Origin of the sequence: Helicobacter sp., assembly GCF_017502485.1 — a bacterium.
Taxonomy (GTDB): domain Bacteria; phylum Campylobacterota; class Campylobacteria; order Campylobacterales; family Helicobacteraceae; genus Helicobacter_B.
Map to the genome: position 1 here is coordinate 120,868 of NZ_JAFVUX010000028.1, position 22,586 is coordinate 143,453.

At 43.0% G+C, this 22,586-nt stretch carries 25 protein-coding genes and 1 pseudogene; 17 read left to right on the plus strand and 9 right to left on the minus strand.

Annotated features, from left to right (window positions below; all coding sequences use genetic code 11):
• The first annotated feature begins 22 nt into the window (after positions 1 to 22).
• From minD to IKB69_RS06525, 10 genes and pseudogenes are all read left to right on the plus strand, one after another.
• Positions 23 to 832: a septum site-determining protein MinD gene (gene minD / locus IKB69_RS06480; RefSeq protein ID WP_290947567.1), complete on the plus strand. Its 810-nt coding sequence runs from the start codon at positions 23 to 25 to the stop codon at positions 830 to 832.
• Positions 829 to 1,056 carry a cell division topological specificity factor MinE gene (gene minE, locus IKB69_RS06485; RefSeq protein ID WP_290947569.1) on the plus strand — a complete coding sequence of 76 codons (228 nt, stop codon included), beginning with the start codon at positions 829 to 831 and terminating at the stop codon, positions 1,054 to 1,056. Before minD ends, minE begins: the two co-directional genes overlap by 4 nt.
• 4 nt (positions 1,057 to 1,060) lie before the next feature.
• Entirely contained in the window at positions 1,061 to 2,659 is a 1,599-nt protein-coding gene (locus IKB69_RS06490; protein ID WP_290947571.1) for a divergent polysaccharide deacetylase family protein, read from the plus strand.
• 6 nt (positions 2,660 to 2,665) lie between these two features.
• Entirely contained in the window at positions 2,666 to 3,475 is an 810-nt protein-coding gene (locus IKB69_RS06495) for a DNA-processing protein DprA (protein WP_290947573.1), read from the plus strand.
• Positions 3,476 to 3,477: 2 nt separating this feature from the next.
• Positions 3,478 to 3,909 carry a Holliday junction resolvase RuvX gene (gene ruvX / locus IKB69_RS06500; protein ID WP_290947575.1) on the plus strand — a complete coding sequence of 144 codons (432 nt, stop codon included), beginning with the start codon at positions 3,478 to 3,480 and terminating at the stop codon, positions 3,907 to 3,909.
• A gap of 80 nt (positions 3,910 to 3,989) precedes the next feature.
• The gene (gene alaS / locus IKB69_RS06505; protein WP_290947577.1) at positions 3,990 to 6,953 is read left to right on the plus strand and encodes an alanine--tRNA ligase; all 2,964 of its coding nucleotides are present in this window, start codon (positions 3,990 to 3,992) and stop codon (positions 6,951 to 6,953) included.
• Positions 6,954 to 7,029: 76 nt separating this feature from the next.
• Positions 7,030 to 9,057: pseudogene (locus IKB69_RS06510) on the plus strand (N-6 DNA methylase); the annotation flags it as partial.
• On the plus strand, positions 9,052 to 9,678 hold the full coding sequence (locus IKB69_RS06515; RefSeq protein ID WP_290947617.1) for a restriction endonuclease subunit S: 627 nt from the start codon (positions 9,052 to 9,054) through the stop codon (positions 9,676 to 9,678). The pseudogene IKB69_RS06510 and the gene IKB69_RS06515, both read left to right, overlap by 6 nt.
• Before the next feature lie 17 nt (positions 9,679 to 9,695).
• The gene (locus IKB69_RS06520; RefSeq protein ID WP_290947579.1) at positions 9,696 to 10,055 is read left to right on the plus strand and encodes a restriction endonuclease subunit S; all 360 of its coding nucleotides are present in this window, start codon (positions 9,696 to 9,698) and stop codon (positions 10,053 to 10,055) included.
• Complete coding sequence (locus tag IKB69_RS06525) at positions 10,055 to 10,240, plus strand: hypothetical protein (protein ID WP_290947581.1); 186 nt, start codon at positions 10,055 to 10,057, stop codon at positions 10,238 to 10,240. The genes IKB69_RS06520 and IKB69_RS06525 overlap by 1 nt, the downstream gene beginning before the upstream one ends.
• 42 nt (positions 10,241 to 10,282) lie before the next feature.
• Here IKB69_RS06525 and IKB69_RS06530 read toward each other — a convergent pair whose 3' ends face one another.
• The 3 genes from IKB69_RS06530 to IKB69_RS06540 all read right to left on the minus strand — a co-directional run bounded on the left by IKB69_RS06530 (position 10,283) and on the right by IKB69_RS06540 (position 12,920).
• Complete coding sequence (locus tag IKB69_RS06530) at positions 10,283 to 11,452, minus strand: aspartate aminotransferase family protein (RefSeq protein WP_290947619.1); 1,170 nt, start codon at positions 11,450 to 11,452, stop codon at positions 10,283 to 10,285.
• Positions 11,453 to 11,755: 303 nt separating this feature from the next.
• Positions 11,756 to 12,616 (minus strand): acetylglutamate kinase, encoded by an 861-nt coding sequence (argB, locus tag IKB69_RS06535; protein ID WP_290947621.1) that lies wholly within the window; start codon positions 12,614 to 12,616, stop codon positions 11,756 to 11,758.
• Positions 12,617 to 12,710: 94 nt separating this feature from the next.
• The gene (locus IKB69_RS06540) at positions 12,711 to 12,920 is read right to left on the minus strand and encodes a hypothetical protein (RefSeq protein ID WP_290947583.1); all 210 of its coding nucleotides are present in this window, start codon (positions 12,918 to 12,920) and stop codon (positions 12,711 to 12,713) included.
• Between the two features lie 100 nt (positions 12,921 to 13,020).
• Here IKB69_RS06540 and thrC point away from each other — a divergent pair, with 100 nt between their 5' ends.
• Complete coding sequence (thrC, locus tag IKB69_RS06545) at positions 13,021 to 14,475, plus strand: threonine synthase (protein ID WP_290947585.1); 1,455 nt, start codon at positions 13,021 to 13,023, stop codon at positions 14,473 to 14,475.
• A 14-nt stretch (positions 14,476 to 14,489) separates the two neighbouring features.
• Here thrC and gpmI read toward each other — a convergent pair whose 3' ends face one another.
• The gene (gene gpmI, locus IKB69_RS06550) at positions 14,490 to 15,998 is read right to left on the minus strand and encodes a 2,3-bisphosphoglycerate-independent phosphoglycerate mutase (RefSeq protein ID WP_290947587.1); all 1,509 of its coding nucleotides are present in this window, start codon (positions 15,996 to 15,998) and stop codon (positions 14,490 to 14,492) included.
• A gap of 142 nt (positions 15,999 to 16,140) precedes the next feature.
• Between gpmI and thiD the strand changes: the two genes are divergently transcribed.
• From thiD to IKB69_RS06575, 5 genes are read left to right on the plus strand one after another with little or no spacing between them, the layout of a single operon-like run.
• Complete coding sequence (gene thiD, locus IKB69_RS06555) at positions 16,141 to 16,971, plus strand: bifunctional hydroxymethylpyrimidine kinase/phosphomethylpyrimidine kinase (RefSeq protein ID WP_290947589.1); 831 nt, start codon at positions 16,141 to 16,143, stop codon at positions 16,969 to 16,971.
• Positions 16,971 to 17,471: a hypothetical protein gene (locus IKB69_RS06560; protein ID WP_290947591.1), complete on the plus strand. Its 501-nt coding sequence runs from the start codon at positions 16,971 to 16,973 to the stop codon at positions 17,469 to 17,471. Before thiD ends, IKB69_RS06560 begins: the two co-directional genes overlap by 1 nt.
• The gene (locus IKB69_RS06565; protein WP_290947593.1) at positions 17,465 to 17,650 is read left to right on the plus strand and encodes a hypothetical protein; all 186 of its coding nucleotides are present in this window, start codon (positions 17,465 to 17,467) and stop codon (positions 17,648 to 17,650) included. Before IKB69_RS06560 ends, IKB69_RS06565 begins: the two co-directional genes overlap by 7 nt.
• Positions 17,651 to 17,670: 20 nt before the next feature.
• Complete coding sequence (plsY, locus tag IKB69_RS06570) at positions 17,671 to 18,324, plus strand: glycerol-3-phosphate 1-O-acyltransferase PlsY (protein WP_290947595.1); 654 nt, start codon at positions 17,671 to 17,673, stop codon at positions 18,322 to 18,324.
• Positions 18,325 to 18,660, plus strand: coding sequence for a dihydroneopterin aldolase (locus IKB69_RS06575; protein WP_290947597.1), 336 nt, complete (start codon positions 18,325 to 18,327; stop codon positions 18,658 to 18,660).
• A 15-nt stretch (positions 18,661 to 18,675) separates the two neighbouring features.
• Here the strand turns inward: IKB69_RS06575 and IKB69_RS06580 are convergent, their stop codons facing one another.
• The 4 genes from IKB69_RS06580 to maf are packed head-to-tail and all read right to left on the minus strand — an operon-like array spanning position 18,676 to position 21,973.
• A complete protein-coding gene (locus tag IKB69_RS06580) occupies positions 18,676 to 18,831 on the minus strand; it encodes a hypothetical protein (RefSeq protein WP_290947599.1) in 156 nt (51 codons plus the stop codon).
• Between the two features lie 59 nt (positions 18,832 to 18,890).
• Positions 18,891 to 20,192 carry a UDP-N-acetylmuramoyl-L-alanyl-D-glutamate--2,6-diaminopimelate ligase gene (locus tag IKB69_RS06585; RefSeq protein ID WP_290947601.1) on the minus strand — a complete coding sequence of 434 codons (1,302 nt, stop codon included), beginning with the start codon at positions 20,190 to 20,192 and terminating at the stop codon, positions 18,891 to 18,893.
• Positions 20,193 to 21,371 carry a cbb3-type cytochrome oxidase assembly protein CcoS gene (gene ccoS, locus IKB69_RS06590; protein WP_290947603.1) on the minus strand — a complete coding sequence of 393 codons (1,179 nt, stop codon included), beginning with the start codon at positions 21,369 to 21,371 and terminating at the stop codon, positions 20,193 to 20,195.
• Positions 21,368 to 21,973: a septum formation inhibitor Maf gene (gene maf, locus IKB69_RS06595; RefSeq protein WP_290947605.1), complete on the minus strand. Its 606-nt coding sequence runs from the start codon at positions 21,971 to 21,973 to the stop codon at positions 21,368 to 21,370. The genes ccoS and maf overlap by 4 nt, the downstream gene beginning before the upstream one ends.
• Before the next feature lie 80 nt (positions 21,974 to 22,053).
• Between maf and IKB69_RS06600 the strand changes: the two genes are divergently transcribed.
• Positions 22,054 to 22,233, plus strand: coding sequence for a hypothetical protein (locus IKB69_RS06600; protein ID WP_290947607.1), 180 nt, complete (start codon positions 22,054 to 22,056; stop codon positions 22,231 to 22,233).
• Positions 22,234 to 22,342: 109 nt separating this feature from the next.
• Here the strand turns inward: IKB69_RS06600 and IKB69_RS06605 are convergent.
• Positions 22,343 to 22,586 (minus strand): hypothetical protein (locus IKB69_RS06605; protein WP_290947610.1); only part of this gene is annotated, 244 nt, incomplete at its 5' end.

A 22,586-nucleotide genomic window follows, 5' to 3' on the forward strand; every position in this document is an offset into this window, starting at 1 on the left:
AACACTCAAAGGAGCAGTCATTATGGCAGAAGTCATTACTATAACTTCAGGTAAAGGTGGCGTAGGTAAATCCACCGCCACAGCTAATATCGCAGTAGGCTTGGCGCAAATTGGGCAAAAGGTTGTAGCAGTGGATTTTGACATAGGACTTAGGAATCTTGATATGATCTTAGGGCTTGAAAATCGCATAGTCTATGATGTCATTGATGTAATGGAAGGCAAATGCGCGCTCTCGCAAGCCCTTATCCAAGATAAAAAAACCCCAAATCTCCACTTTCTCCCAGCAAGCCAGAGTAAAGATAAAACGATTTTAGATAAACAAAAAGTAAAGGCGTTAATCGAGTCGCTTAAAGAGCAGTTTGACTATATCTTGCTAGATTCTCCAGCGGGGATTGAGGGTGGCTTTGAGCACGCCATTTTCTGGGCAGATCGCGCACTAGTGGTGGTAACGCCGGAAGTCAGCTCCGTGCGCGATAGCGATAGGGTCATAGGTATAATCGATGCCAAAAGTGATAAAGCCACTAAGGGCGCAAAGGTGCAAAAGCACTTAATCATCAATCGCATTAAACCAGAACTTGTAGAAAATGGCTCTATGCTTAGCAGTGATGATGTGCTAAAAATTCTAGCGATCCCACTAATCGGGCTTGTACCAGAAGATGAAAGAGTGGTGAGCGCGACAAACTGCGGTGAACCTGTGATCTATGATAAATCTAGTATTAGCGGTGAATGCTATAAGCGCATAGTCGCTAGAATCCTAGGCGATGAAGTGCCATTTGTAGAGTTTAAAAAGCAAGGCGGGATCTTGCAGGGCTTTAAAAGGCTATTCCAATGAGCTGGAAGTTCTTTAGTAAAAACAACGATAGTGCCAAAGTCGCACGCGATAGGCTTACAATAATGCTTGCCCACGAGAGAAGCGTGAAAGTCCCCTATATGGAGCAGATGAAAGAAGAGATTCTAGCCGTAGTGCGCAAATACACCCAAACAGACAAAATCACTATCCGCGCAGACTCCAACCAAGAAATAAGCACACTAGAAGTAGAAATCACCTTAGGATAGGATAATGAACAATACAAAGTTTTTCAAAGTATTGCATCTAATTAGCTCCCTTGTAGCTATCGCAGTGCTCGCTACAGGCGCGTATTTTGGCTATGGATTCTACAAAGAATACAAAGCCGAGCAAATCGCCAAAGCTACTACACAAGCCCCTGCAAACCCTAAAGCCGAGGAATCAGAAGCTAAAGATTCTAGCGATCCTATCGATTGGGATAAAATCAAAACAAACGCCGCAAAAGATGAAAAAGAGCAAGAAGCAGAGCACAACAAACCCCCTGTGATGAAAACACTCGCCCCATCCAAAAAACAAGCCCAAAAGCAAAAGCCAAAGCTTGCTATCATTATGGATGATATGGCATACAAAAGCCAGCTTAATGACCTACAAAAGCTTAGTTTGCCCATTACGCCATCGTTTTTCCCTGTGAGTCCGGACTCACCAGACACAGCTAGACTCGCAGCTTCTACACCATTTTATATGGTGCATTTGCCACTTGAGGCACAATCTCCCCAGCAGTCGCGCCAAAAGTGGCTTCTAGTGGGCTCTTCCCAAGATGAGATCCGCGAGCAAATTGCCACAATCAAGCAGGATTTCCCTAGACTAATGTTTATCAACAACCACACCGGCAGCAAATTTACCGCAAGCAAGGCAGATATGGCAAATCTCTTACAAGTATTAAGGGAGTTTGGGATTGAATTTGTAGATTCTAGGACAAGTGCTGATACTGCTGTGCCAGCACTCTATAAGCAAGAGAACCGCCAGTTATTAACACGCGATGTATTTTTAGACAATACCCAAAGTGTTAGCTACACGACTAACCAGCTAAAACAAGCTATCAAAATTGCCAAGAAAAAGGGTTATGCCATAGCGATTTGTCACCCGCACCAAAGCACTTTCAAAGCTCTAGCAAATGCCAAGCACAGCCTCTTTAAAGAAGTCGAGCTTGTTTATATCAAAGATCTCCCCATAGCGCGCACACTGCTTGCGCAAAATCTAGTGAATGCCAAAACTCCAACACCAAAGCAAGAGACCACTACAGCCACGCATTCTAATCAAGCACAACCCAAGCAAGGCGGGATAGCAAATCTCTTTGACAACGCTCCAGAACAAAGCGTGATACAAGATGAGCAGACTTCAAGCATACCGCACAACGCCTATCTCGATAGCAACAATACGCACGACCCCATCACGCTAGAATCTAAACCACCTATAGATTCTAGCGCGCAAGATAACACTCAAAGCTCGGATAAAGAGACCATACAAGCCCAAATCGCTCCCACTAGCCCCAGCGAGCCAACAACGCCCCCTGTAAAAGTCGCGACTCCCAAGCCATCAAAGATTGACCCCACGATATTTAAAGAAGCAAAGCGCGTGAGCAAGGAGCAAGAAACCAAAGCTAAGCCACCAGCACCAAAGCGAGAAACAACCAAAGCCAAAGGGTATGAAGATATACAAGACTGCGCGCAAGATGAGGTCGAAGCCTTTGTCTCTGGCTGCCCTAGCGATAAGACTAAAAAGAAGCAAGGCTTCATCAACATAGAATGGCATAATGATGAGCAAGACTCTAGTAAAAAGCCTAAAGATTTTTTAGACTCTAGTGAGTTTTAGAGAGCTATGAGCCATAGTGCGCAAGATCCTTATCTAATCACCCCTCCATCTTCCCTACAAATCCTAAGCAATCCGCCTACTAGGCTCTTTGCCCTAGGGAATAGTGCGCTTTTAGATTCTCAGTGTAAGGTCGCCATAATCGGCACAAGAAAACCTAACACCTATGCGCAAACCTACACCACCTTGCTTGCTAAATCTCTAGTTAATATTGGAGTGATCATCATTAGCGGGGGCGCACTTGGCACTGATATTATCGCCCATAGTGCTGCGCTACCTAAGACTATTTGCGTATTGCCCACAAGCCTTGATAGATTCTACCCGGCAAGTAATGCCAAGACAATCCAAGCAATTACAAAACAAGGACTACTCCTTAGCGAACATGAACATAACCACTCCCCCCAGCGGCACGACTTTCTCCATCGCAATCGTCTCATTGTGGCTCTAAGCGATCTTGTCATTATCCCACAAGCAGATAGATTTAGTGGCTCTCTTGCTAGTGCTACTCTTTGCACAAAGCTTGGGAAGCCGATGTTTGTGCTATCGCACCGCATAGGAGAGTCGCTTGGCACACAGGATTTACTAGCCCAAGAGCGTGCGCATATCATCACTGATATAGAAGCTTTCACCCAAGCCATCGCCACGCGCTTTGGGCTTGGGACACAAGAAGTGCTACAAGATGATGAGCTACTAGATTTTGCGCGTAGTAATCCTAGCTTCGAAGAGGCATTTGCGTGCTTTGGAGAGAGAGTGCTTGAATATGAGCTTATGGGGAAAATTACGCGTAAAAATGGGCGCATAATCATTAGCGAGGTTTAAAAATGGATTCTAGTCATTGCCAAAGCCCTAGAATCTTAGCGTGTGATGTAGGCTTAAAGCGCATAGGGCTTGCACATATTGTGCAAGGCATTATCCTGCCACTAGAGCCTATCATTCGGCACAACCGCAACCAGGCTGCCAAAGGACTTGCAGAGCTTTTAAAGCAAAAGGGGATAGAAATTCTCGTTGTCGGTATGCCAAGCGGTGGACTAGGGGGAGATACAAGCACGCAAGAGCGTATTAAACATTTTATAGGCTTACTTGGCTTTGGCGGAGAGATTGTATATGTCGATGAAGACTTCACTAGCACACACGCACTAGAATCTTTAAGCCACACTAAACGAGAGTCCAAAAGAGCCTATGTCAAAAACGGCGTGCTAGATTCTCTCTGTGCGTGTGAGATACTTACACGCTATCTTGAACAAGTAACTTAGGTAGCCTATTGTAGGTATATCTCGCTAGAGTGCTAGGGGGATTTGCTACAATGTCGCATAATTTATCATAAAGGGTTCGTATGGATATTCGTACCGAGTTTTTAGAATTTTTCGCTTCAAAAGGGCATAAGGTGTATGATTCTATGCCTTTAGTCCCAGATGATGCAAGTCTGCTTTTTACCAATGCAGGAATGGTGCAGTTTAAAGATATTTTCACAGGCAAGATTCCAGCTCCAAGTCCAAATATCGCTACAAGTGCGCAACTTTGTATCCGCGCAGGTGGAAAGCATAATGACTTAGAAAATGTCGGTTACACGGCGCGCCATCACACACTCTTTGAAATGTTAGGCAACTTTAGCTTTGGAGGGTATTTTAAAAAAGAGGCGATTGCATATGCGTGGGAGTTTGTAACTGAAATTTTGGGCTTTGATAAAAGCCTTTTGTATGTAACGATTCACGAAAGTGATGATGAAGCTTTTGAGCTGTGGCAGGAGCATATAGAATCTAGTCGTATTAAGAGGATGGGCGATAAAGATAACTTCTGGCAAATGGGGGACACTGGACCTTGCGGACCTTGCAGTGAAATATACATAGATCAAGGAGCGGAGTTTTTTAATGGAGAAGAAGACTATTTTGGCGGAGATGGAGATAGATTTTTAGAAATCTGGAATCTTGTGTTTATGCAGTATGAGCGGGATTCTAGTGGGGCTTTGAAGCCACTTCCTAAGCCTAGCATTGATACAGGAATGGGGCTAGAGCGAGTAATAGCACTCAAAGAAGGAAAGATTAATAACTTTGATACTTCGCTATTTGCACCGCTTATGGAGTGTATTGAGAAGATAACAGGAAAAAAATATTATAGAGATAATGAACTTTTGGGGTATTCGGTATTGAACGATAAATCGGCAAATCTGCGTTCGCCAACTGTGGCACTTACCTCTAGCAAGCTTCTTGTTGGCTCACTTGATAGCCCCGATTTCCCATCTCAGTCCTTAGAATGCCAAGATTCTAAGAATACAGAATCTAAGGTAAATTCCAGCAATTCTAAGATTTTTGATGAGAAATGTGGGTTGCAAGGAAAATCACAAGGGAGTTACCTAGAGGGTAATGACCGCAGGGATTTTTCGCCACTCCCGCATTTATCGCAAAATGAAGTTTCTTTAGAAAAAGCTGAATTGCAAGCAACGCAGGCAAGTTTTAGAGTAATCGCTGATCATGCTAGAAGTGTCGCCTTCTTATTAGCACAAGGAGTAAATTTTGATAAAGAAGGTAGGGGTTATGTGCTTCGTAGAATCTTACGCAGAGCAGTAAGACACGGCTATTTGCTAGGCTTAAGAAAGGCATTTTTATATGAAATAGTAGGTGTTGTATGTGATAGTATGGGCGGACATTATAGCTATTTAAAAGAGCGTAAAAACGCCATACAAGAGCAATGCAAGGCAGAAGAAGAAAGATTTTTTGAGACGATAGAATCGGGGATGGCGTTGTTTCAAACAGAGTTAGGCTCTATGCAACAAAAGCGTGAAAAAAGCTTTAGCGGTGAAGTAGCTTTCAAATTATACGACACTTACGGCTTCCCACTTGACTTAACACAAGATATGCTAAGAGAGCTTGGCTTGGGGGTGGATTTGCAAGGCTTTGAAAAATGTATGCAGGAGCAAAAAGATAGGAGCAAAGCACATTGGAAAGGCAGTGGCGATACGATCAAAGATGGCGATTTCAATGCGCTTTTGAGTAAATTTGGGGAGAATGAGTTTGTAGGCTATGAGTGTGCGAGTGTAGAGTCTAAGATACTAGCCCTTTTAGATTCTAACTTTAAACGCGTAGAATCTTTATCAACAGAGCAAGAGGGCTGGGTAATGCTAGAAACTACACCATTTTACCCAGAGTCAGGGGGACCGGTTGGGGATAAAGGCATTTTGCTGGGGCATTCGATATTGAGCGATAAATCAGGGAGTGCCTCTCCTTGCTCACTGAAAAACACCAAAGAGACGACACAACTAGCTAAAGTCTTAGACACCCAAAAATACTTCGGCTTAAATCTCTCTAAAATCCACACTCTAAGCCCATTAAAAACAGGAGATTTGGTAAAAGCACAAGTAGATTCTAGTCGGCTTGAAATCGCCAAGCACCACTCCGCTACGCATTTACTGCATTGTGCTCTAAGGCAGATTCTAGGACCTCATATCGCTCAAGCTGGAAGCCTTGTAGAAGCAAATCGCTTGCGGTTTGACTTCTCTCACCCCAAGGCATTAAGCACAGATGAGCTAGAGCAAATACAAGCCCTAGTGAATAAAAAAATTACAGAATCTTACCCACAAATTTGTGAGACTATGGAGATAGACCAAGCTAAGGCAAAGGGGGCTATGGCACTCTTTGGCGAGAAGTATGGCGAGAGTGTGCGTGTTATTAGCTTTGGCGATTCTATTGAGCTATGTGGGGGGATTCACACACAAAATACTGCAGAGATTGGGAGCTTTTATATCGTGCGTGAAAGTAGCGTGAGTAGCGGAGTTCGGCGCATTGAAGCAGTATGTGGCAAGGCGGCTTATAATTATGGCAGAGCAGCACTAGAATCTATAAAAAGCTTAAAAGAAATGCTAAAAACTCAAGATGTCCTGCAAGGTGTAGCAAAGCTGCAAATCGCACTAAAAGAAGCAAGAGAGAGCGCAAATAAGGCAAAGCAGAGTGTCAAAAACCTAGATTATGAAGAAATAAATGGCGTAAAACTCATCGTCCTAAAGCTAGATTCAGTAGAAGCAAAAGAGGCAAAAGACATCATAGACAGGGCAAAAAATGAGAATGAAAAGGTAGCGATTTTGCTTGTAACAGAATCTAGCGGCAAGGTCGCCCTAACTGCTGGAGTAAAGGGCGCACCTAGTCTCAAGGCTGGAGCTTGGGTAAAAGAAGTCGCACAGATTCTAGGGGGTAATGGTGGGGGTAGAGATGACTTTGCCACCGCTGGAGGTAAGATAACAGATTCTAATGCAATAAAAGAAGCCCTAGATATAGCAAAAAGCATTGCAAGAGAGAAGTTAGGGTAAAGGCAAACAAAGGAAGCGGTATGCAGTAGAGCAAAGAAGTGCAAGTTGATGAAGGGTAAGAGAGAATCTAAAGTCTATGGGCTTAAAGCTAGGCAAAGACTTCTTAGAAAAAGATGCGAGTGCTTATCTCAAAGACGCCCTAAAAGGTGCAAGTAAGACCAAGAAGCAAACAGGCACAGGGATACCAGATTTTGTGATAGAGAAATACAAAGTTGATAATGAGATTATCCCAGTTATTTTTGAGTGTAAGCTAGGAGTAGGGAAGCTTGAAAAATACGCAAAGGATAATGAAAAAGCCCTAGATTTTTCTAACGATGCCATTAGCAAAACGCCCTTAATGGTGCTTTGCATTATGCAAGGGTGGCATTGCAAAATGAAAGTCAAAAGCAAGACCAGTACAAAGAAATCATCGCCATAGGCATAGCAGGAGATAATAGCCAAAATGTAAAGGTAAAAATCGCCTGTGTCTTTGCAGATTCTTCACTTGCCTATAAGGAGATAAAACACACAAATTTAGACTTTTTAGAAAATGCAAAAAGCTTTACACATTTTTATAAAGAAGAGTACAAACTCACAGAAGAAGATAAACACTTGATACTTATTAGGGGTAAATGGCATTTATCCTACCATAGCGCCCAGCTTAATAAGCTTATGCACACTCACAACATCACCGTACCCCAAAGAGTGCTTTACATCGCAGGTATGATTCTATCAATGCAAAGTGTGATGAGTAATGAGTATAGAATCTTAACCAAAGGACTAAGCCCAGCCGACCTACAAGACTCACAAGAAGAAGGGCTAAGAGATGGGGGGCTAGTGTTTGAACGCATTGAAGAGTTTTTAAAAGTCAAAGTCCCAGATAGTGCAAAAAGAAAGCTTATGTTAGATTCTTTTAACGAGATTAGAAAAGATACCGATAGAGATAAGATTCCTAAAAAATTTCACCTACAAAGAAGGTGAAAAGAAAAATCCAAACCACAAAATCATAGCCCACATTCTTAAAGAACCTTCAAGTATCAATAAGCAAATTTTCGCCTACATTTACGCACATATTTATAAAGAAATTGATGGGCTTAATGGGCATTTAGACATTATGGGTGAGTGTTATAGCGAGTTTTTAAAATACGCTTTAGGCGATGGCAAGGAGCTAGGCATAGTGCTAGCTCCCCCTTATGTTACCAAAATGATGACCCAAATCCTAGACATCACAAGCACAGATAGAGTTATGGACTTAGCCACAGGCTCAGCTGGATTTCTCATCTCTAGTATGGAGCAAATGATAGAAGATGTCTATAAAAACACAGCCAAGCACAGCACACAAGCAAATAAAGCCATTTTAGAGCTTAAGACTAAGCAGCTTTTAGGGATAGAATACAACGCCGAGATGTTTGCCCTAGCTACGAGTAATATGATTTTACGCGGTGATGGCTCTAGTAAAATCTATAAGGCAAATACCTTTGAGACAGAAGACTCTCTTTATGTCAGCTTTGCCCCCACTAGAATCTTGCTTAATACCCCTTTTACTTGGGATTATAATGGACTTCCTTTTATAGAATTTGGACTAGATAGGATGCAAAAGCACGGCTTAGGAGCTATTATTATCCAAGATAGCGCAGGTAATGGACAAGCCACCCCCATCACGCAGTCTATCCTTACAAAGCACACGCTAAAGGTTGGTATCAAAATGCCCATAGATTTATTTCAGCCTATGGCAGGAGCGCAGACAAGCATTTATATCTTTGAAGCAAAAATCCCGCACGATTTTAAAAAGCCAGTGAAATTTATAGACTTTAGAAATGACGGCTACAAACGCACAAAAAGAAGTTTGCAAGAAGTAGATAAACCCGCTCAAAGATATAAAGATATTCTTAAAATCTACAAGCAAGTCTTAAATGCCAAGCTTGATAATAGCGTGTATGAAAAGCCCATTAACTTAAGCGAAGTGTATGTAGAAGATTTCATTAGTGATAGTGGGGCGGACTGGAACTTTGACCAACACAAAAAGATAGATACAACGCCAACTTTGCAGGACTTTAAAAAATGCGTGAGTGAGTATCTAGCGTGGGAAGTAAGCAATGTGCTTAAAAATCAAAATTCTATGCAAGGTGGGCTGGAGGAAAACGCCCTTAGCCCTCGTTTGAGAGAGCTTGAAAAAGACTTCAAGCAAAACGGGGGCGAGTGGAGAGATATTGAAATCCATAAGTTATTTACGCCTCAAAACGGGGGTTTTGATATACAAAAAATCCATTTAAACGATAAAGGACATCAAGTTGTCAGTGCTGGGCTAGAAAATAATGGCGTGATAGGCAAAACTGATATAAAAGCAAGAATTTTCCCTAAAAATACGCTAACTTGCGATATGTTTGGCAATGTATTTTATAGAGACTTTGAATATAAGATGGTTACACACGCTAGAGTTATGTGCTTACACCCACTTTTTGAGCTAAATAAAAAGACAGGACTTTATATCGCTTCGGCGATGAATTATTTCAAATTGCTTTTTTCTTTTGCGGATATGACAACTTGGAGCAAGATTAGCAATCTTAAATTATCCCTACCCGTTTTAAACGAGCAAATCGCCTTTAACTATATGGAATCTTATATTAAAGAACTCGAGGCGTATCTTAAGGTAACAGGCTTAAATGATTATACTTTAAGTCAAAAAGAAAAAGACGCTTTAAAAACCTTTGAGAGCGCGCACAAAACAGAGAGAGAGAGAGAGTAAGCGGCATTTCACACGAAATGCCGCTTAAGTGGAAAAGCTTTAAATGTGAAGAGCTTTTTAGCGTGAAGTCTAATCCGCAATTAAATAAAGATAGCTTTAGCTTTAGTGAAAATGCCCCATACCCTTACTTTACGCGCACTTGTTTAAATAATGGCATAGCAGGCTATGTGGAGTATTTAGACGAGGAGCATAAAATCAAGGGAGAAAGCATAGCCGTAGGTATGCTTGGAATGCAGTTTTTCTATATGCAAAAGGACTTTTACGCAGGGCAATTTACTAAAACTTTATATCCAAAATTTAGTGGGCTAAATGCTACAATCGCACAATTTTTCATCACTTGGCTAATAAAAATCAAAAGATTTTTCAAGGCGTTTTAGTGCGAGATTTTGAAAAGACTTTCAATAAAACAGAGATTTTACTGCCTATTTTAGATTCTAACAATATTGATTTTAACTTTATAGAATCCTTCATCAAAGCTATCCAAAAAGAGTGCATAAAAAGCGTAGTTTTATGGCAAGAGCAAGAGAGAGAAGCTTACAGAAAAGTGGTAGAAAATAGCTAGTGCGCTGCTACACAAGAGAGACCCTATAAGCTAGATTCTAGCTTAGCGATCTAAGCGATCAAGTGCGCGCGTAAGTTTAAGGCGCATTAGCTCTATATGCTCTTTGGTAATGACAAGTGGAGGGGCAAAGCGTAGGACATTTTGCGATGCGCTAAGGATTATGAGCCCTTGCTCTGTAGCTAGTTGGACTATGTCTTTTGCTTGAATTTTACTCTTTGGGTCAATCTGTATACCTTGTAAAAATCCCTTACCGCGCACGCTTTGCAAGAAATCATAAGAGTCGCATAGTTCTTGGAGTGTTTGCGTGAGAGTTGGTGTGAGCTTGGCTACTCTTTGCACAATCTTCATCTCATCAAATATATCAAACACCTTGCTCACTGCTGCACAGACAAAGGGATTCCCCCCGTAAGTACTGCCGTGATCCCCGGGCTTTAGTGAGAGATCAGCGACTCTTTGAGATAGCACAAATGCTCCCACAGGCACGCCACAGCCAAGAGCCTTCGCCGTGGTGATAATATCTGGCATTATCCCATACTGCTCATAGGCAAACATAGTCCCACTTCTGCCCATACCACATTGAATTTCATCAAGGATTAAAAGCATATCGTGCTTATCGCAAAGTTTGCGTATAGTATGTAAAAACTCCTTGCTAGCAGGTGTTACACCACCTTCTCCTTGAATCGTTTCTAAGATAATGGCACAAGTCTTTGGAGTGATCAACTTCTCCACGCTTGCTATGTCATTAAAGTGTGCAAACTTCACACCAGAGAGTAGTGGCTTAAAGGGCTTTTGATACGCACTATTGCCTGTAACTGACAATGCGCCAAGTGTGCGCCCGTGAAATGAGTTGTGCATAGCGATGATTTGCGGAGATTTTATGCCTTTTTGATAAGCGTATTTTTTTGCCACTTTTAGCGCGCCTTCGCACGCTTCTGCCCCACTATTGGTGAAAAATACTTGATCAAGCCCGCTTGCCTTAGCGAGCTTTTTTGCTGCTTCTATGGCAGGGAGATTGTAATAAAGATTAGAAATGTGCAAGAGCTTGTCAATCTGCGCTTTTAGCGCGCTATTAAAGGACTCATTCCCATAGCCTAGCGCATTAACAGCAATGCCAGCTCCAAAGTCTAAATACTCCTTGCCTACTTTGTCATAGAGATACACTCCACTACCTCTCTCAAACACAAGAGGCAAGCGCGCATACACTTGTAAAATCGCACTATCATCAACAAGCCTAGATCCTAGATCCACAATCTTAGAGTCCTTCGCTGACTTGGCTACATTTTTCGCATTTTTCCTAGAATCCACTTTTTTCACTTTTCATCTCCTTAAAGTCTATTACATTGGCGAAATCCTCGCCCATCATTGCCACGCAAGTGGTTTTATGCTTTTGCTAATGCAAAAAGTGGATTGCTACAACTTGCAGATGCAAGTCTTGCAGTGATAGAAAAAAACTTTCCCTAGAATCTACTTTTTGTTTAGAGTTTTTCTCTGCCATATTCTCTTCTTATGCGATCATCAATCGTGTAAAATCGCCGTACCTATGCCCTGATCGGTAAAAAACTCTAGCAACAAACAATGCTTAATGCGTCCATCAATAATATGCACGCGCGCCACGCCACTCTCCACCGCCTTTATGCAGTTTTGTAACTTTGGCAGCATACCTCCGCCAATACCTCCACTTTTTAGCAAGTCTCTAGCCTTTGATGTTGGTAGTATGGTGATGAGTGAATCCTTGTCATTAAAGTCCCTATAAATTCCCTCAATATCGCTAAGGAAGACAAGCTTCTCTGCCTTTAGTGCGATCGCTAGCGCATAAGCAGCATCATCGGCGTTGATGTTGTAGTCTTGGGCGTTTTCATCCATACCAATGGGGCAAATCACAGGCACAAAGCCCTTATCAAGTAGCCCTAAAATTAGCGCGGTATCTACTTGCTTCACTTCTCCTACAAACCCTATATCTACTCCATTTGCTAGCTTTTTTTGTGCGCAAAATGTATTGCCATCTTTGCCACTTATGCCCACTGCCTTAACTCCATAGCTTGCCATATAGCCTACTAAATCTTTGTTGATGCGATTTAGCACCATTTGGGCGATTTCTAGCGTGCTTTCATCAGTTACGCGCAACCCTTGCTCAAAGCGCGCTTCCCCACCGAGCTTGCCCACCCACTTACTAATTTCCTTGCCTCCGCCGTGGATAATGATAGGTTTAAAGCCTATGCTTTTTAGTAGTGCGATGTCTTGCACCACGCTTTTCTTAAGACCCTCATCTTCCATAGCACTGCCACCATATTTGATAAGGATAATTTTTCCACTAAAGCGTTGGATATAGGGAAGAGCTTCGATGAGTGTTTTTGCCTTGCTTTGTAGCTCTTGCATATTCATATCTGTCCTTGGAAGCTAGATTCTAACATTTAGATTCTAGTGTGATTAAAGCGATTATAGCAGAATCTACGCGCTTCAATCGCTGGGATTAAGAGGAGAAATCACGGAGATAAAAGCCCTTTTCATCACAAGTGATCTCATAACGCCTCCCAGAGTGCAAATCGATTAGATAGCACTGCTCCAAGGTCTCTACTTTAGCACGCTCAGGAGGGATCTGGCGCATTCTAGCATAGACCTCATCAATATCTTCACACAACGCCGGGAATCCAAACATTACAAGCTTATATGATAATGCCATTGCTAACTCCTTTAAAAAACCGCAAGCTTACAACAAAAGCTTAAATCTGCTACAATCCCATCTACTTAACCCACCTAGAATCCACTTGTAAAGGATTAGTATGAAGCCCTTTGTCTCCACTCGCAATATTGCTGCCAAATCGGTTGATTTCACCCAAGCGATTCTCTCCCCTGCTGCTGACTCTAAAGGACTCTATACCCTAGCATCACTGCCTACAATTAACTTTAGCGCACTGCTAGATTCTAGCTACAATGATCTATGTAAGGCTATTTTCACGCACTTAGATATAGAAGTGGATTCTAGTGTGCTAGATGTTGCCTTAAACTGTTATGCGAGTTTTGATGATCCTAATAACCCAGCCCCCATAACCCAGCTTGAGAATGCCTACTTTTTAGAGCTTTTCCACGGACCTACGCGGGCGTTTAAAGATATGGCTTTATGCCCATTTGGCTCTCTTTTTAGCTCGCTAGCAAAGGCGCAAGACACACACTATCTAATCCTAACTGCCACCAGTGGCGACACAGGACCAGCCACACTTGCAGCCCTAGCCTCTAAACCTAATGTAAAAGTAGTCTGCCTCTATCCAGATGGTGGCACAAGCCAAGTACAAGCTCTGCAAATGCAAACCATTACAGAGCCAAATCTCAAAACCCTAGGCATTGTAGGCGACTTTGACACCGCGCAAAGCCTGCTAAAATCCCTGCTAAATAGCCCAGAATTTGCCAGCAAAATCGCGCAAAAGGGTTACAAACTCTCCGCAGCAAACTCTGTGAATTTTGGGCGCATAGCCTTCCAAATCATCTACTATGTATGGGGTTATATGGAGCTTGTGCGCAGAGGAGTGATTAAATGGGAGGAAAAACTAGCAGTAAGTGTGCCTAGCGGGAATTTTGGCAATGCACTGGGTGCATTTCTTGCTAAGTCTATGGGGCTACCGCTAGGGCAAATTATCATCGCTAGTAATCAAAACAATATCCTTACAGAGCTTATTACAAGCGGTGTGTATGACATTACAAATAGATCATTGCATAAGAGCATCTCCCCTGCTATGGATATACTAAAAAGCTCCAATGTCGAGCGCGTGCTTTTCTATCTCTATGGCGATAAGCGCACAAAAGAGCTGCTAGACTCTTTAGAATCTACTTCGCACTATACTCTAAGCCAAAGTGAGCTAGCAAAACTACAAGAGCATTTTTGTGCGTGGTGGGGTGATGACGCAAAGGCACGCGAGATGATACGCGCTGCTTATAGCAAAGGTTATGTCCTAGACCCGCACACAGCCATAGCATATGGAGCACATCTTGCTATAAACCCTAGTCAAAAGACACTTGTTTGCGCTACAGCAGAGTGGAGCAAATTTGCCCCAAGTGTCGTGGAAGCAATCTTTAATAAGAGAGTTGATGATAAACAAGCTATAAGGATAATGCTAGATTCTGGTAGCACGATTGGTGCGGATATTGAAGAGCTTTTTAATAAGCCTAAAATTCACACGCAAGTACTTCCAAGCCAAGCAGTGGAAGAAGAAATTTTACAGTGGTTACTAGATAGATTCTAGGATCAATGCCATACTTAAATAAGTGGGGTGTCCATTTCTTTGGGGATTGTTAGCCCCATAATCTTTAGCACACTTGGGGCAATATTATTTAGCGCACCAGATTCTACCTTTTCCACACCATTAGCTAGAACGAAGCACCACACATCGCCTATGGTGTGATTTGTCTTTATTTCTCCTTGCGCACTTTTCATCTCTTCACAATTGCCGTGATCGCTTGTAAGCACAAGCGCGTAGTTAAGCCTTTTGGCTTTCTCAACTATCCGTCCAAGTTCATAATCCACCGCTTCTACTGCCTTTAGCGCAGCTTCATAATTACCCGTGTGCCCCACCATATCGCCATTTGCAAAATTAACTACGATAAAGTCATAAGCGTTGGCATCGTCACTTGATTCTCCCATAGCCTTTAGTACCGCCTCGCCCACTTCTGGTGCGCTCATTTGCGGCTGTAAGTCATAGGTGGCAACTTTGGGACTTGGGATTAGCACGCGTGATTCCCCTACAAATGGCTCCTCCACTCCGCCGTTGAAGAAGAATGTTACATGTGCGTATTTTTCTGTCTCAGCAATGTGGGCTTGCGTTTTCCCAGCATTTGCTAGTACTTCTGCAAGCGTATTTGTGGGCTTTTGCTTAGTGAAAAGCACAGGATATGTGAAGCTCTCATCATACTCACACATTGTAAGGATATGGGCAAACCACTTATCTCTAGGAAAATGACTAAACTCTAGCGCACCAAGCGCAGTAATAATCTCTCTAGCGCGATCGGAGCGAAAGTTGCTCATAAGCAACCCATCTTCACTAGCAAATCCTCCGCATTTCACAAACTCCCCAAAGCACATAGGCGCAATAAACTCATCTGTAATGTCTTTAGCATAGCAAGATTCTATATATTCTCTAGGGCTTTGCTCTGTGTGTGGTGTGGCGTGTGCTATGGCATTATAGGCTTCTTGTATGCGCTCCCAGCGTTTATCTCTATCCATCGCATAATATCGCCCACTCACACTCGCTATACTAACAGATTCTACCCTAGTGCAAAGTGCTTCAACCTCTGCCAAAAATCCTAGCGCGCTCTTTGGCAAAACATCGCGCCCATCAGTGATGAGATGTAAAAATACGCGCTTATTATGCGCTGCAAAAATCTCTGCTAATGCGACAAAATGCGTCAAATGAGAATGCACCCCACCATCGCTCATAAGCCCCAGCAAATGCACTGCTTGTGTCTTTTGCATAAACTGCTGCAAAAGCGGATTTTGCTCTAGCTCTTTAGAATCTATGGCACGCTGGATTCTTACTAGATCTTGATATAACACGCGCCCAGAACCTATACTCATATGCCCCACTTCAGAGTTGCCCATTTGCCCCTCTGGTAGCCCCACACTCTGCCCGTAAGTACGGATAAGACTATAAGGCACATTAGCAAAAAGCCAATCATAAGTAGGCTTACGTGCATTAGCAAAGGCATTATAAGGAGAGTTAGGCTTGTAGCCTATCCCATCAGTGATCACAAGCACGCATTTTTGAGACATTAATAATCCTTTAGCGATAGAATCTAAAGTTTTATTAAAGCTAAAAATATTAAACACACTTGTAAGCACCCCCTGTCAAGCTACCCCCAGAATCACATAGATTCTGCTACAATTTGCTAAAATGTTTCAAGCAAGGATTGTTATGCACTTAAAAGCACGCGCAAACGCCACCCCTATCCTTAGTGTCGCTGGGAGTGATTGTAGTGGTGGAGCTGGGCTACAAGCAGATCTAAAGACATTTGCTGCACACGGGCTATATGGTATGAGCGTGGTGTTAAGTGTCGTAGCAGAAAACACCTCGCGCGTAATAAGCAGTGTAGATATGCCAAGTGAGTCTATTTTCGCGCAGTTTGATGCAGTATTTGAAGATATTGTGCCAAAGGCTGTGAAAATCGGTATGCTAGGCTCTATCTCTATCCTTGAGAGTGTGGAGCAATCTCTAGCGCGCTATCTACCTAGCAATATTGTCATTGATCCTGTGATGTTTGCCAAAAACGGCTTCCCTCTTATGCCAGAATCTATCCGCAAAGAGTTTGCTAGACTGCTTATCCCCTATGCGTGTGTGCTTACGCCAAATATCCCTGAAGCTAGTGAGCTATGTGGCTTTGAGATAGTAAGCCTTGAAGATATGAAAAAATCCGCATATATGCTACACAAAATGGGAGCAAAAAGCGTGCTTGTAAAAGGAGGGCACAAAGAAGACTTCGCTGATGATGTACTCTATGATGGCAAGGAGTTCTATATATTCCACGCGCCAAAGCTACAAAGCACCAGCACGCACGGCACAGGTTGCACGCTAAGTAGCGCGATCGCTGCAAATCTCGCCCTAGGCTTTAGCCTTTATGATTCTATTAGCCACGCTAAAGCCTACACTTATAATGCCATAGCCTACGCTGTGCCGCTTGGCAATGGCTTTGGTCCGACTAATCATCTCTATGCTTGCGCGTGCAATCCACTAGGTGAGCTACACTAATGCGCATAGTTAAAGCTGGATTCTATGTGCTTATATGTAGTATTTGTAGCTTGCGCGCAGATGTGGAATTCCGCTCATCGTGGCAAGGACACTACACACACAAAGCGTATAAAGGCTATACGATTGCTATTAAAAACTGCGCCAATAATCTCTGTACTCTAATCATCACCAAAGATTCTACCCCTAAGCCTATCCACCAAGCCACATTACGCCTACTTGATTATACAAAGGCAGAAGTAGATTCTACTTGTGATTTTGCCCTAGAGACACACTTGCTAGAATCTAACCAGCCACCAATCCCCCTGTATTTAACAATCACTAAAAACACCTGCTTGCAAGAAGCCCCCTTGCAAGCATCTCTCCATCCCAATAAAAAGCTCAATATATGGGAGCGTGTGGCGGTTTATCCGTCGTTTGACTGCACCAAAGCCCGCACGAAAATGAGCAATCAATCTGCGCTTCAGTATCGCTTACAACCCCATTGCAAGACATCGTGCTAAATGATATATACGCGCTTTTACTGCAAAATCTCCCTAAGCAAGCTAGGAGATCGCTTAAAGCGAGTCAAAAGCAGTGGCTTAGCGAGCTTATGCTCTGTGATGGTGATGAGCAGTGCATCCCCCAAGGCTATAGGATGCGTATTTTTGAACTAGAGAATCTCTACGCATCGTATCTTTAAATCTTACTTTAGGAGTGTTTATGGGATTTTTATACGATTATATTAATGTGGTGTTTTACATTGTGGCATTTCTTGTGGGGGGGATTCCCTTTGGGGTGTTTTTCACAAGGTTATATGGCATTAAAATCCAAGAAGTAGGCTCTGGCAGCACAGGAGCGACAAATGTCTATCGTGCGTTAAAAGAGGTTGCGCCCAAGCAAGCCAAGCCACTCTCCATCGCCACACTCGTGCTTGATGCGATTAAAGGATTGCTTGTGGTGCTTGTGGCAAAGCTTGTAGGGCTTCCTTATGGAGCGCAGTGGATGATTGCGTTGCTAGCAATTGTGGGGCATTGTTATAGCCCATATCTAGGCTTTAAAGGAGGTAAAGGCGTATCCACAGCTATCGGCTCTGTGCTTTTGCTTATCCCCATTGAAGGCGTGCTTGGACTACTTGTGTGGGCGATTGTGGGGAAGATATTTAAAGTCTCTTCACTCTCTTCACTCTTTGGCGTGCTAAGTGGGATTCTATTTACCTTCATCGTGCCTTATGTGGTACCAATCCCTGATTCTATCAACATCATCGCGCAAATCCACAGCCACGCGCCAGTGGTTTTAATCGGGCTGCTCATCCTCTACACACATATCCCAAATATCAAACGGCTCTTTTCCGGGCAAGAAAACAAAGTGTTATAAATGCCACAATGCTACGAGATCGTGCTAGAAAATCTAAACACTGATGTGATTATAGGCACGCTACCAAGTGAGAGAGAGCGAGCACAAAGGGTGCAAGTAGAAGCATATATCCACTATGAGCGAGATGGCGAAGAGTTTTTAGACTATGCACAAGTGCGAGAGTCTATTATCACGCATTTGCAGCAAGCACGCTACTATTTGCTAGAAGAAGCCTGCGATGGAGTAGCGACTATGCTTTGCGCGCGTTTCCCTCTTATCACTAAGCTCACACTCACGCTAAAAAAGCCAGATATTTTCCAAGACTGCTGCGTAGGTATCCGCAAAAGCTTCTCCTAGGTCTATTTCTCTCACTTACGAGCCGATAGCATACCCCTCCGTCATTGCAAGGTGTAGCTTAGACTTTCCAGCTTCCTTCTCTGTCGCTACAAGCATTACGAAGCAAAGTGCAGTTTCTTTAGAAAACAAGGGATACCGCTCGGCGATAGCCGATGTTTCTTTAGAAAACAAAGCGAAGCCATAGCCTAGATTCTAGCTACACTCCCGCTAAACCACTCCCTGCCATTGCTTTAGATTCTAGATTTTAATGCCTTTCGTATTTCTTCCCTATCGTCAAAATGCCTACTCTCATTGCCGATGATTTGGTAGGTTTCATCACCCTTACCCAGCACAAGCAGCACCCAATCATATTCAAGCTCACTTACAGCTTGGCAAATCGCCCTAGCCCTATCCACTTCGCAGATAACGGGTATCTTGGCATCTAATGGCATACCCTGCCTAATAGCCTCTATGATAGCTTCTGGCTCTTCGCTACGAGGATTATCGCTTGTGATGTAGATTCTCTTAGCATATTTGTAGGCTACTACGCCCATTTTTGGGCGTTTGCTAGGATCCCTATCACCCCCAGCACCAAAGACTACGGCAATATTTTTTCCCTTAAAGCTCTCAAAGATCGCCTCCATACCATCAGGTGTATGAGCAAAATCCACGATGATCAAAGGTTCTTTACTCACCATCTCCATACGCCCCTCCACACCGCCAAAATTCTCCAAATGCTCCGCACAAGATTCTAGGGGCTTTTGCACGATAAGTCGCACGCAAAGTAGCGCAGCCAAGATATTGTAGAGATTATGCTTGCCATAAAGTGGGGCATAGATTAGTGCTTGTTCTCTAGCTTTGCTTAGGGTATAAGATAAATGCGCAGTGATTGCTTGATCTAGACTATATGCATTTGGTCGTAAATTGGCACTAGATTCTATGCCATAAGTGTGGGAGTTTAGTGGATTATAGCTAGCGTGGGACTCATCGGCATTGATAATCTTGCAGCACTCATCACTAAAAAAACTATTTTTCACGCGAATATATTCTGCTTGGGTTTTGTGGTAATCTAGGTGGTCGCTTGTAATGTTGGTTAGGATTTTAATGTAGAAGCTAATGCCAGCGATTCGCTCTTGCACAATGGCGTGTGAGCTTACTTCCATAACGACAAATGCACACCTCCCAACCATAGCAAGAATCTCATAAAGCTCCAGCACACAAGGCGTGGTAAGCCCCTTGGGTTTAAGCTGCTTGTCATTGGCAAACACTCCACGCGTGCCAATAAGCGCGCAAGAGTAGCCAAGATCAAGCAAAAGCGAGTAGATAAGCGCAGCAGTGGTAGTCTTACCATTAGTGCCTGTTATGCCAATGATCTTTGGCAGTGGGGCAAAAATACTTGCTAGCCCGCTTGCTTCTATACTAGGATGATCGGGGGTGAAAGCAGCATTGAGTGGTGTGCGCACAAAAAGCGTGCTAGAATCTAGCTCTCTAGAATCATCGCTTAAATGCGAGTATTGCACACCTGCATACACGCAAGACTTTGCTAGCTTCACCTATTTGCCTGTGATATAGCGGACAATCTTTTCTGCTTGGGCGATTGCCATAGCCACAGAAGCCCCTGATTTAAAGCCAATATCCCCAGCGACAAACACACCTTGCACAGAAGTCTCGAGATTTTGACTAACAATGGGGAGATTATTGCTATCAAGCTCAATATTGCATTTTTTAAGAAAATCTACCGGCGAAGATCCGCCAATGGCATAAATCGCGCGATCAAACACATCACTACTGCCATCGCTAAAATGCGCACAAATCTTACCATCTTGCTCTTCCAAGCTCTCTATATCAACACCTAGCTTTGTCTTTAGTGCGCCACTTGCAATGACCTTTTCTAGCTCTTGCTTATTCGTGCCATTAATGCGAGCAAACTCCGTGCGGCGATAGTTCAGCGTGGTATCGTGCGAGGCACATAGATCAATGGCATACTCCACCGCGGAATTCCCTCCCCCTACGATGAGCAATCGCTCACCTGCTTGGATATTTTGGGCATTATAATTGACTTGGCGCAAAATCGCTGGAGGGATCTTGTAGCTAGGCTTATTGGGCTGCCCCATTTTGCCAATGGCGATAATGGCATAATCCGCGCTTATAGAGTGATTCCCACTTGTGCGGATAAGCAAGCTGCCATTATCTTGCTTTTGGATAGATTCTACATCGTTTTCATACGCCACATCAATTTTATACTGCTCTAGCAAGCCATCAAACATTTCAAGCGCACCTTCTTTATTAGTATCGCTAAAATCTATCGCACCTACTAGATCAATCTGCTCGCCTTTATATACTCTATCTACTCGCTTACCATCTTTGTAGAATTTACGCAGTGTGGCATTATGCTCCTTGCCCTTTTCTAGCAAAATAACAGAGATTCCCTTGAGCTTGGCTTCAATACTGGCACTAATGCCACCCGGTCCTGCTCCAACTACTGCTACGGTGTAATGCTCCATTTTTGACTCCTTATGTTTGAGATTGGTAGAATGTGAGTCTGCTTGCTGACTTTGGGCTATGATATTGGCTAAGTTTAGATCCTCCACGGAGTCAAAAAGTGCGCCGTGTGTGATTTTATGCGCGTCATCAAACTGCCCATTTCGCAACGCCCATAAAAACACCAAAAGCCCAGCAAGCCCTATCCCCAGCGATACAAGCAGCATAATTACAATAATAGGAGTATTCATACAGTCTCCCAAAATCGCACAAGCTTTTCTATACTAAGTCCTAACGCGCTGGATTCTAGCCCGATTTGTCTGCGGATATAGCGTTTATGAAAGCCTTCCACCATCACGCACCCAGCCTTCCCTAGCCACGCCAGAGAATCTACATAGCCCAGCATATCATCTAGCTCAAATTTCCCTAGCTCTAAATGGCACGCGCTTACATCAGTAAAGCTTATATATCGACTTGTATAAGCTAGGGCTGTTAGGATACTTACGCGTTTAGAATCCTGTAATTCTAGCATATTTCTAGCTTCTTGCTTATCTCTAGCTTTGCGCAGGAGCTTGCCATCTACACTCACTACACTATCTGCACACAGCAGCCCAGAATCTAGCGCGTGATCATACTTGCCTTGCTTGGTTAAAAGCTCTAGGCTAGATTCTAATTTTTTCATACAAGCAATATAAGCAAACTTCGCAGGCTCGCAAATTGCCAAGCTTTCTTCATCAAACCCACTATCCATTTGAGTAAATGTTATCCCGCGACTCGCTAGAATCTGCGCACGAGTAGTGCTAAGACTGGCTAAGATAAGCGGGGAAGCAGATGTGCGCATAGTTTTACACATTTAAGTTTGGTAGTCCTTATAGGGGTATTTGTTGAGATTTATTATAAACTAATCGCGATAAATCCTAGTTGAGTAGCACATTGATTTTGTTTTTTGTAGAATATGGATTCTTAACATATACAAATACCTACTATTTTATCATTGAGGAGTGCGTATATTTGAGCTTCAATACAGCAGCCAAAAATTACGATGAAGCCACAAGCAAAGAGGAGATAAGCAAGCCAATTGTAGATGGTATAAATCCGTGGATATTGAGTTAAAAAGCTTGTTTGCTCTAAAAAACTAGGATTATATGCTAGCATATTTGCTCTTTTTATTGTTATCTTTTATCTCCAAATCCGCTCAAACATTATATACAATGCTTCAAAATCAAAGTGTGATGGTGTAGTTGGCACGATGAGAGAATCTGCAAATAGCATAGTAGAGACTCTCTTTTAAATCCCATTCCTTTTTGCCTGTCTCAAACACGGGAAATCCATTTTTATCAATGCGTGGGTCTTTGGGCATAAGCACTATGGCATTAGGATTGGTAATAACTATTTGTTTGACTTCTTGCTCTTTATTTTTAAACATCTGCTCATTAGTGATTTTCTTCTCTATGGTGTTTTGACTT

What these genes read in the sequence shown, in the direction of transcription:
- minE (WP_290947569.1), top strand. Translation starts at nt 829, where the DNA reads ATGAGCTGGAAGTTCTTTAGTAAAAACAACGATAGTGCCAAAGTCGCA.
- thiD (WP_290947589.1), top strand. Translation starts at nt 16,141, where the DNA reads ATGCACTTAAAAGCACGCGCAAACGCCACCCCTATCCTTAGTGTCGCT.
- IKB69_RS06575 (WP_290947597.1), top strand. Translation starts at nt 18,325, where the DNA reads ATGCCACAATGCTACGAGATCGTGCTAGAAAATCTAAACACTGATGTG.
- thrC (WP_290947585.1), top strand. Translation starts at nt 13,021, where the DNA reads ATGAAGCCCTTTGTCTCCACTCGCAATATTGCTGCCAAATCGGTTGAT.
- maf (WP_290947605.1), bottom strand. Translation starts at nt 21,973, where the DNA reads ATGTGTAAAACTATGCGCACATCTGCTTCCCCGCTTATCTTAGCCAGT.
- IKB69_RS06495 (WP_290947573.1), top strand. Translation starts at nt 2,666, where the DNA reads ATGAGCCATAGTGCGCAAGATCCTTATCTAATCACCCCTCCATCTTCC.
- IKB69_RS06490 (WP_290947571.1), top strand. Translation starts at nt 1,061, where the DNA reads ATGAACAATACAAAGTTTTTCAAAGTATTGCATCTAATTAGCTCCCTT.
- plsY (WP_290947595.1), top strand. Translation starts at nt 17,671, where the DNA reads ATGGGATTTTTATACGATTATATTAATGTGGTGTTTTACATTGTGGCA.
- gpmI (WP_290947587.1), bottom strand. Translation starts at nt 15,998, where the DNA reads ATGTCTCAAAAATGCGTGCTTGTGATCACTGATGGGATAGGCTACAAG.
- IKB69_RS06515 (WP_290947617.1), top strand. Translation starts at nt 9,052, where the DNA reads ATGCAAGGTGGGCTGGAGGAAAACGCCCTTAGCCCTCGTTTGAGAGAG.
- ruvX (WP_290947575.1), top strand. Translation starts at nt 3,478, where the DNA reads ATGGATTCTAGTCATTGCCAAAGCCCTAGAATCTTAGCGTGTGATGTA.
- minD (WP_290947567.1), top strand. Translation starts at nt 23, where the DNA reads ATGGCAGAAGTCATTACTATAACTTCAGGTAAAGGTGGCGTAGGTAAA.
- IKB69_RS06520 (WP_290947579.1), top strand. Translation starts at nt 9,696, where the DNA reads ATGCCGCTTAAGTGGAAAAGCTTTAAATGTGAAGAGCTTTTTAGCGTG.
- alaS (WP_290947577.1), top strand. Translation starts at nt 3,990, where the DNA reads ATGGATATTCGTACCGAGTTTTTAGAATTTTTCGCTTCAAAAGGGCAT.
- argB (WP_290947621.1), bottom strand. Translation starts at nt 12,616, where the DNA reads ATGCAAGAGCTACAAAGCAAGGCAAAAACACTCATCGAAGCTCTTCCC.
- IKB69_RS06540 (WP_290947583.1), bottom strand. Translation starts at nt 12,920, where the DNA reads ATGGCATTATCATATAAGCTTGTAATGTTTGGATTCCCGGCGTTGTGT.
- IKB69_RS06560 (WP_290947591.1), top strand. Translation starts at nt 16,971, where the DNA reads ATGCGCATAGTTAAAGCTGGATTCTATGTGCTTATATGTAGTATTTGT.
- ccoS (WP_290947603.1), bottom strand. Translation starts at nt 21,371, where the DNA reads ATGAATACTCCTATTATTGTAATTATGCTGCTTGTATCGCTGGGGATA.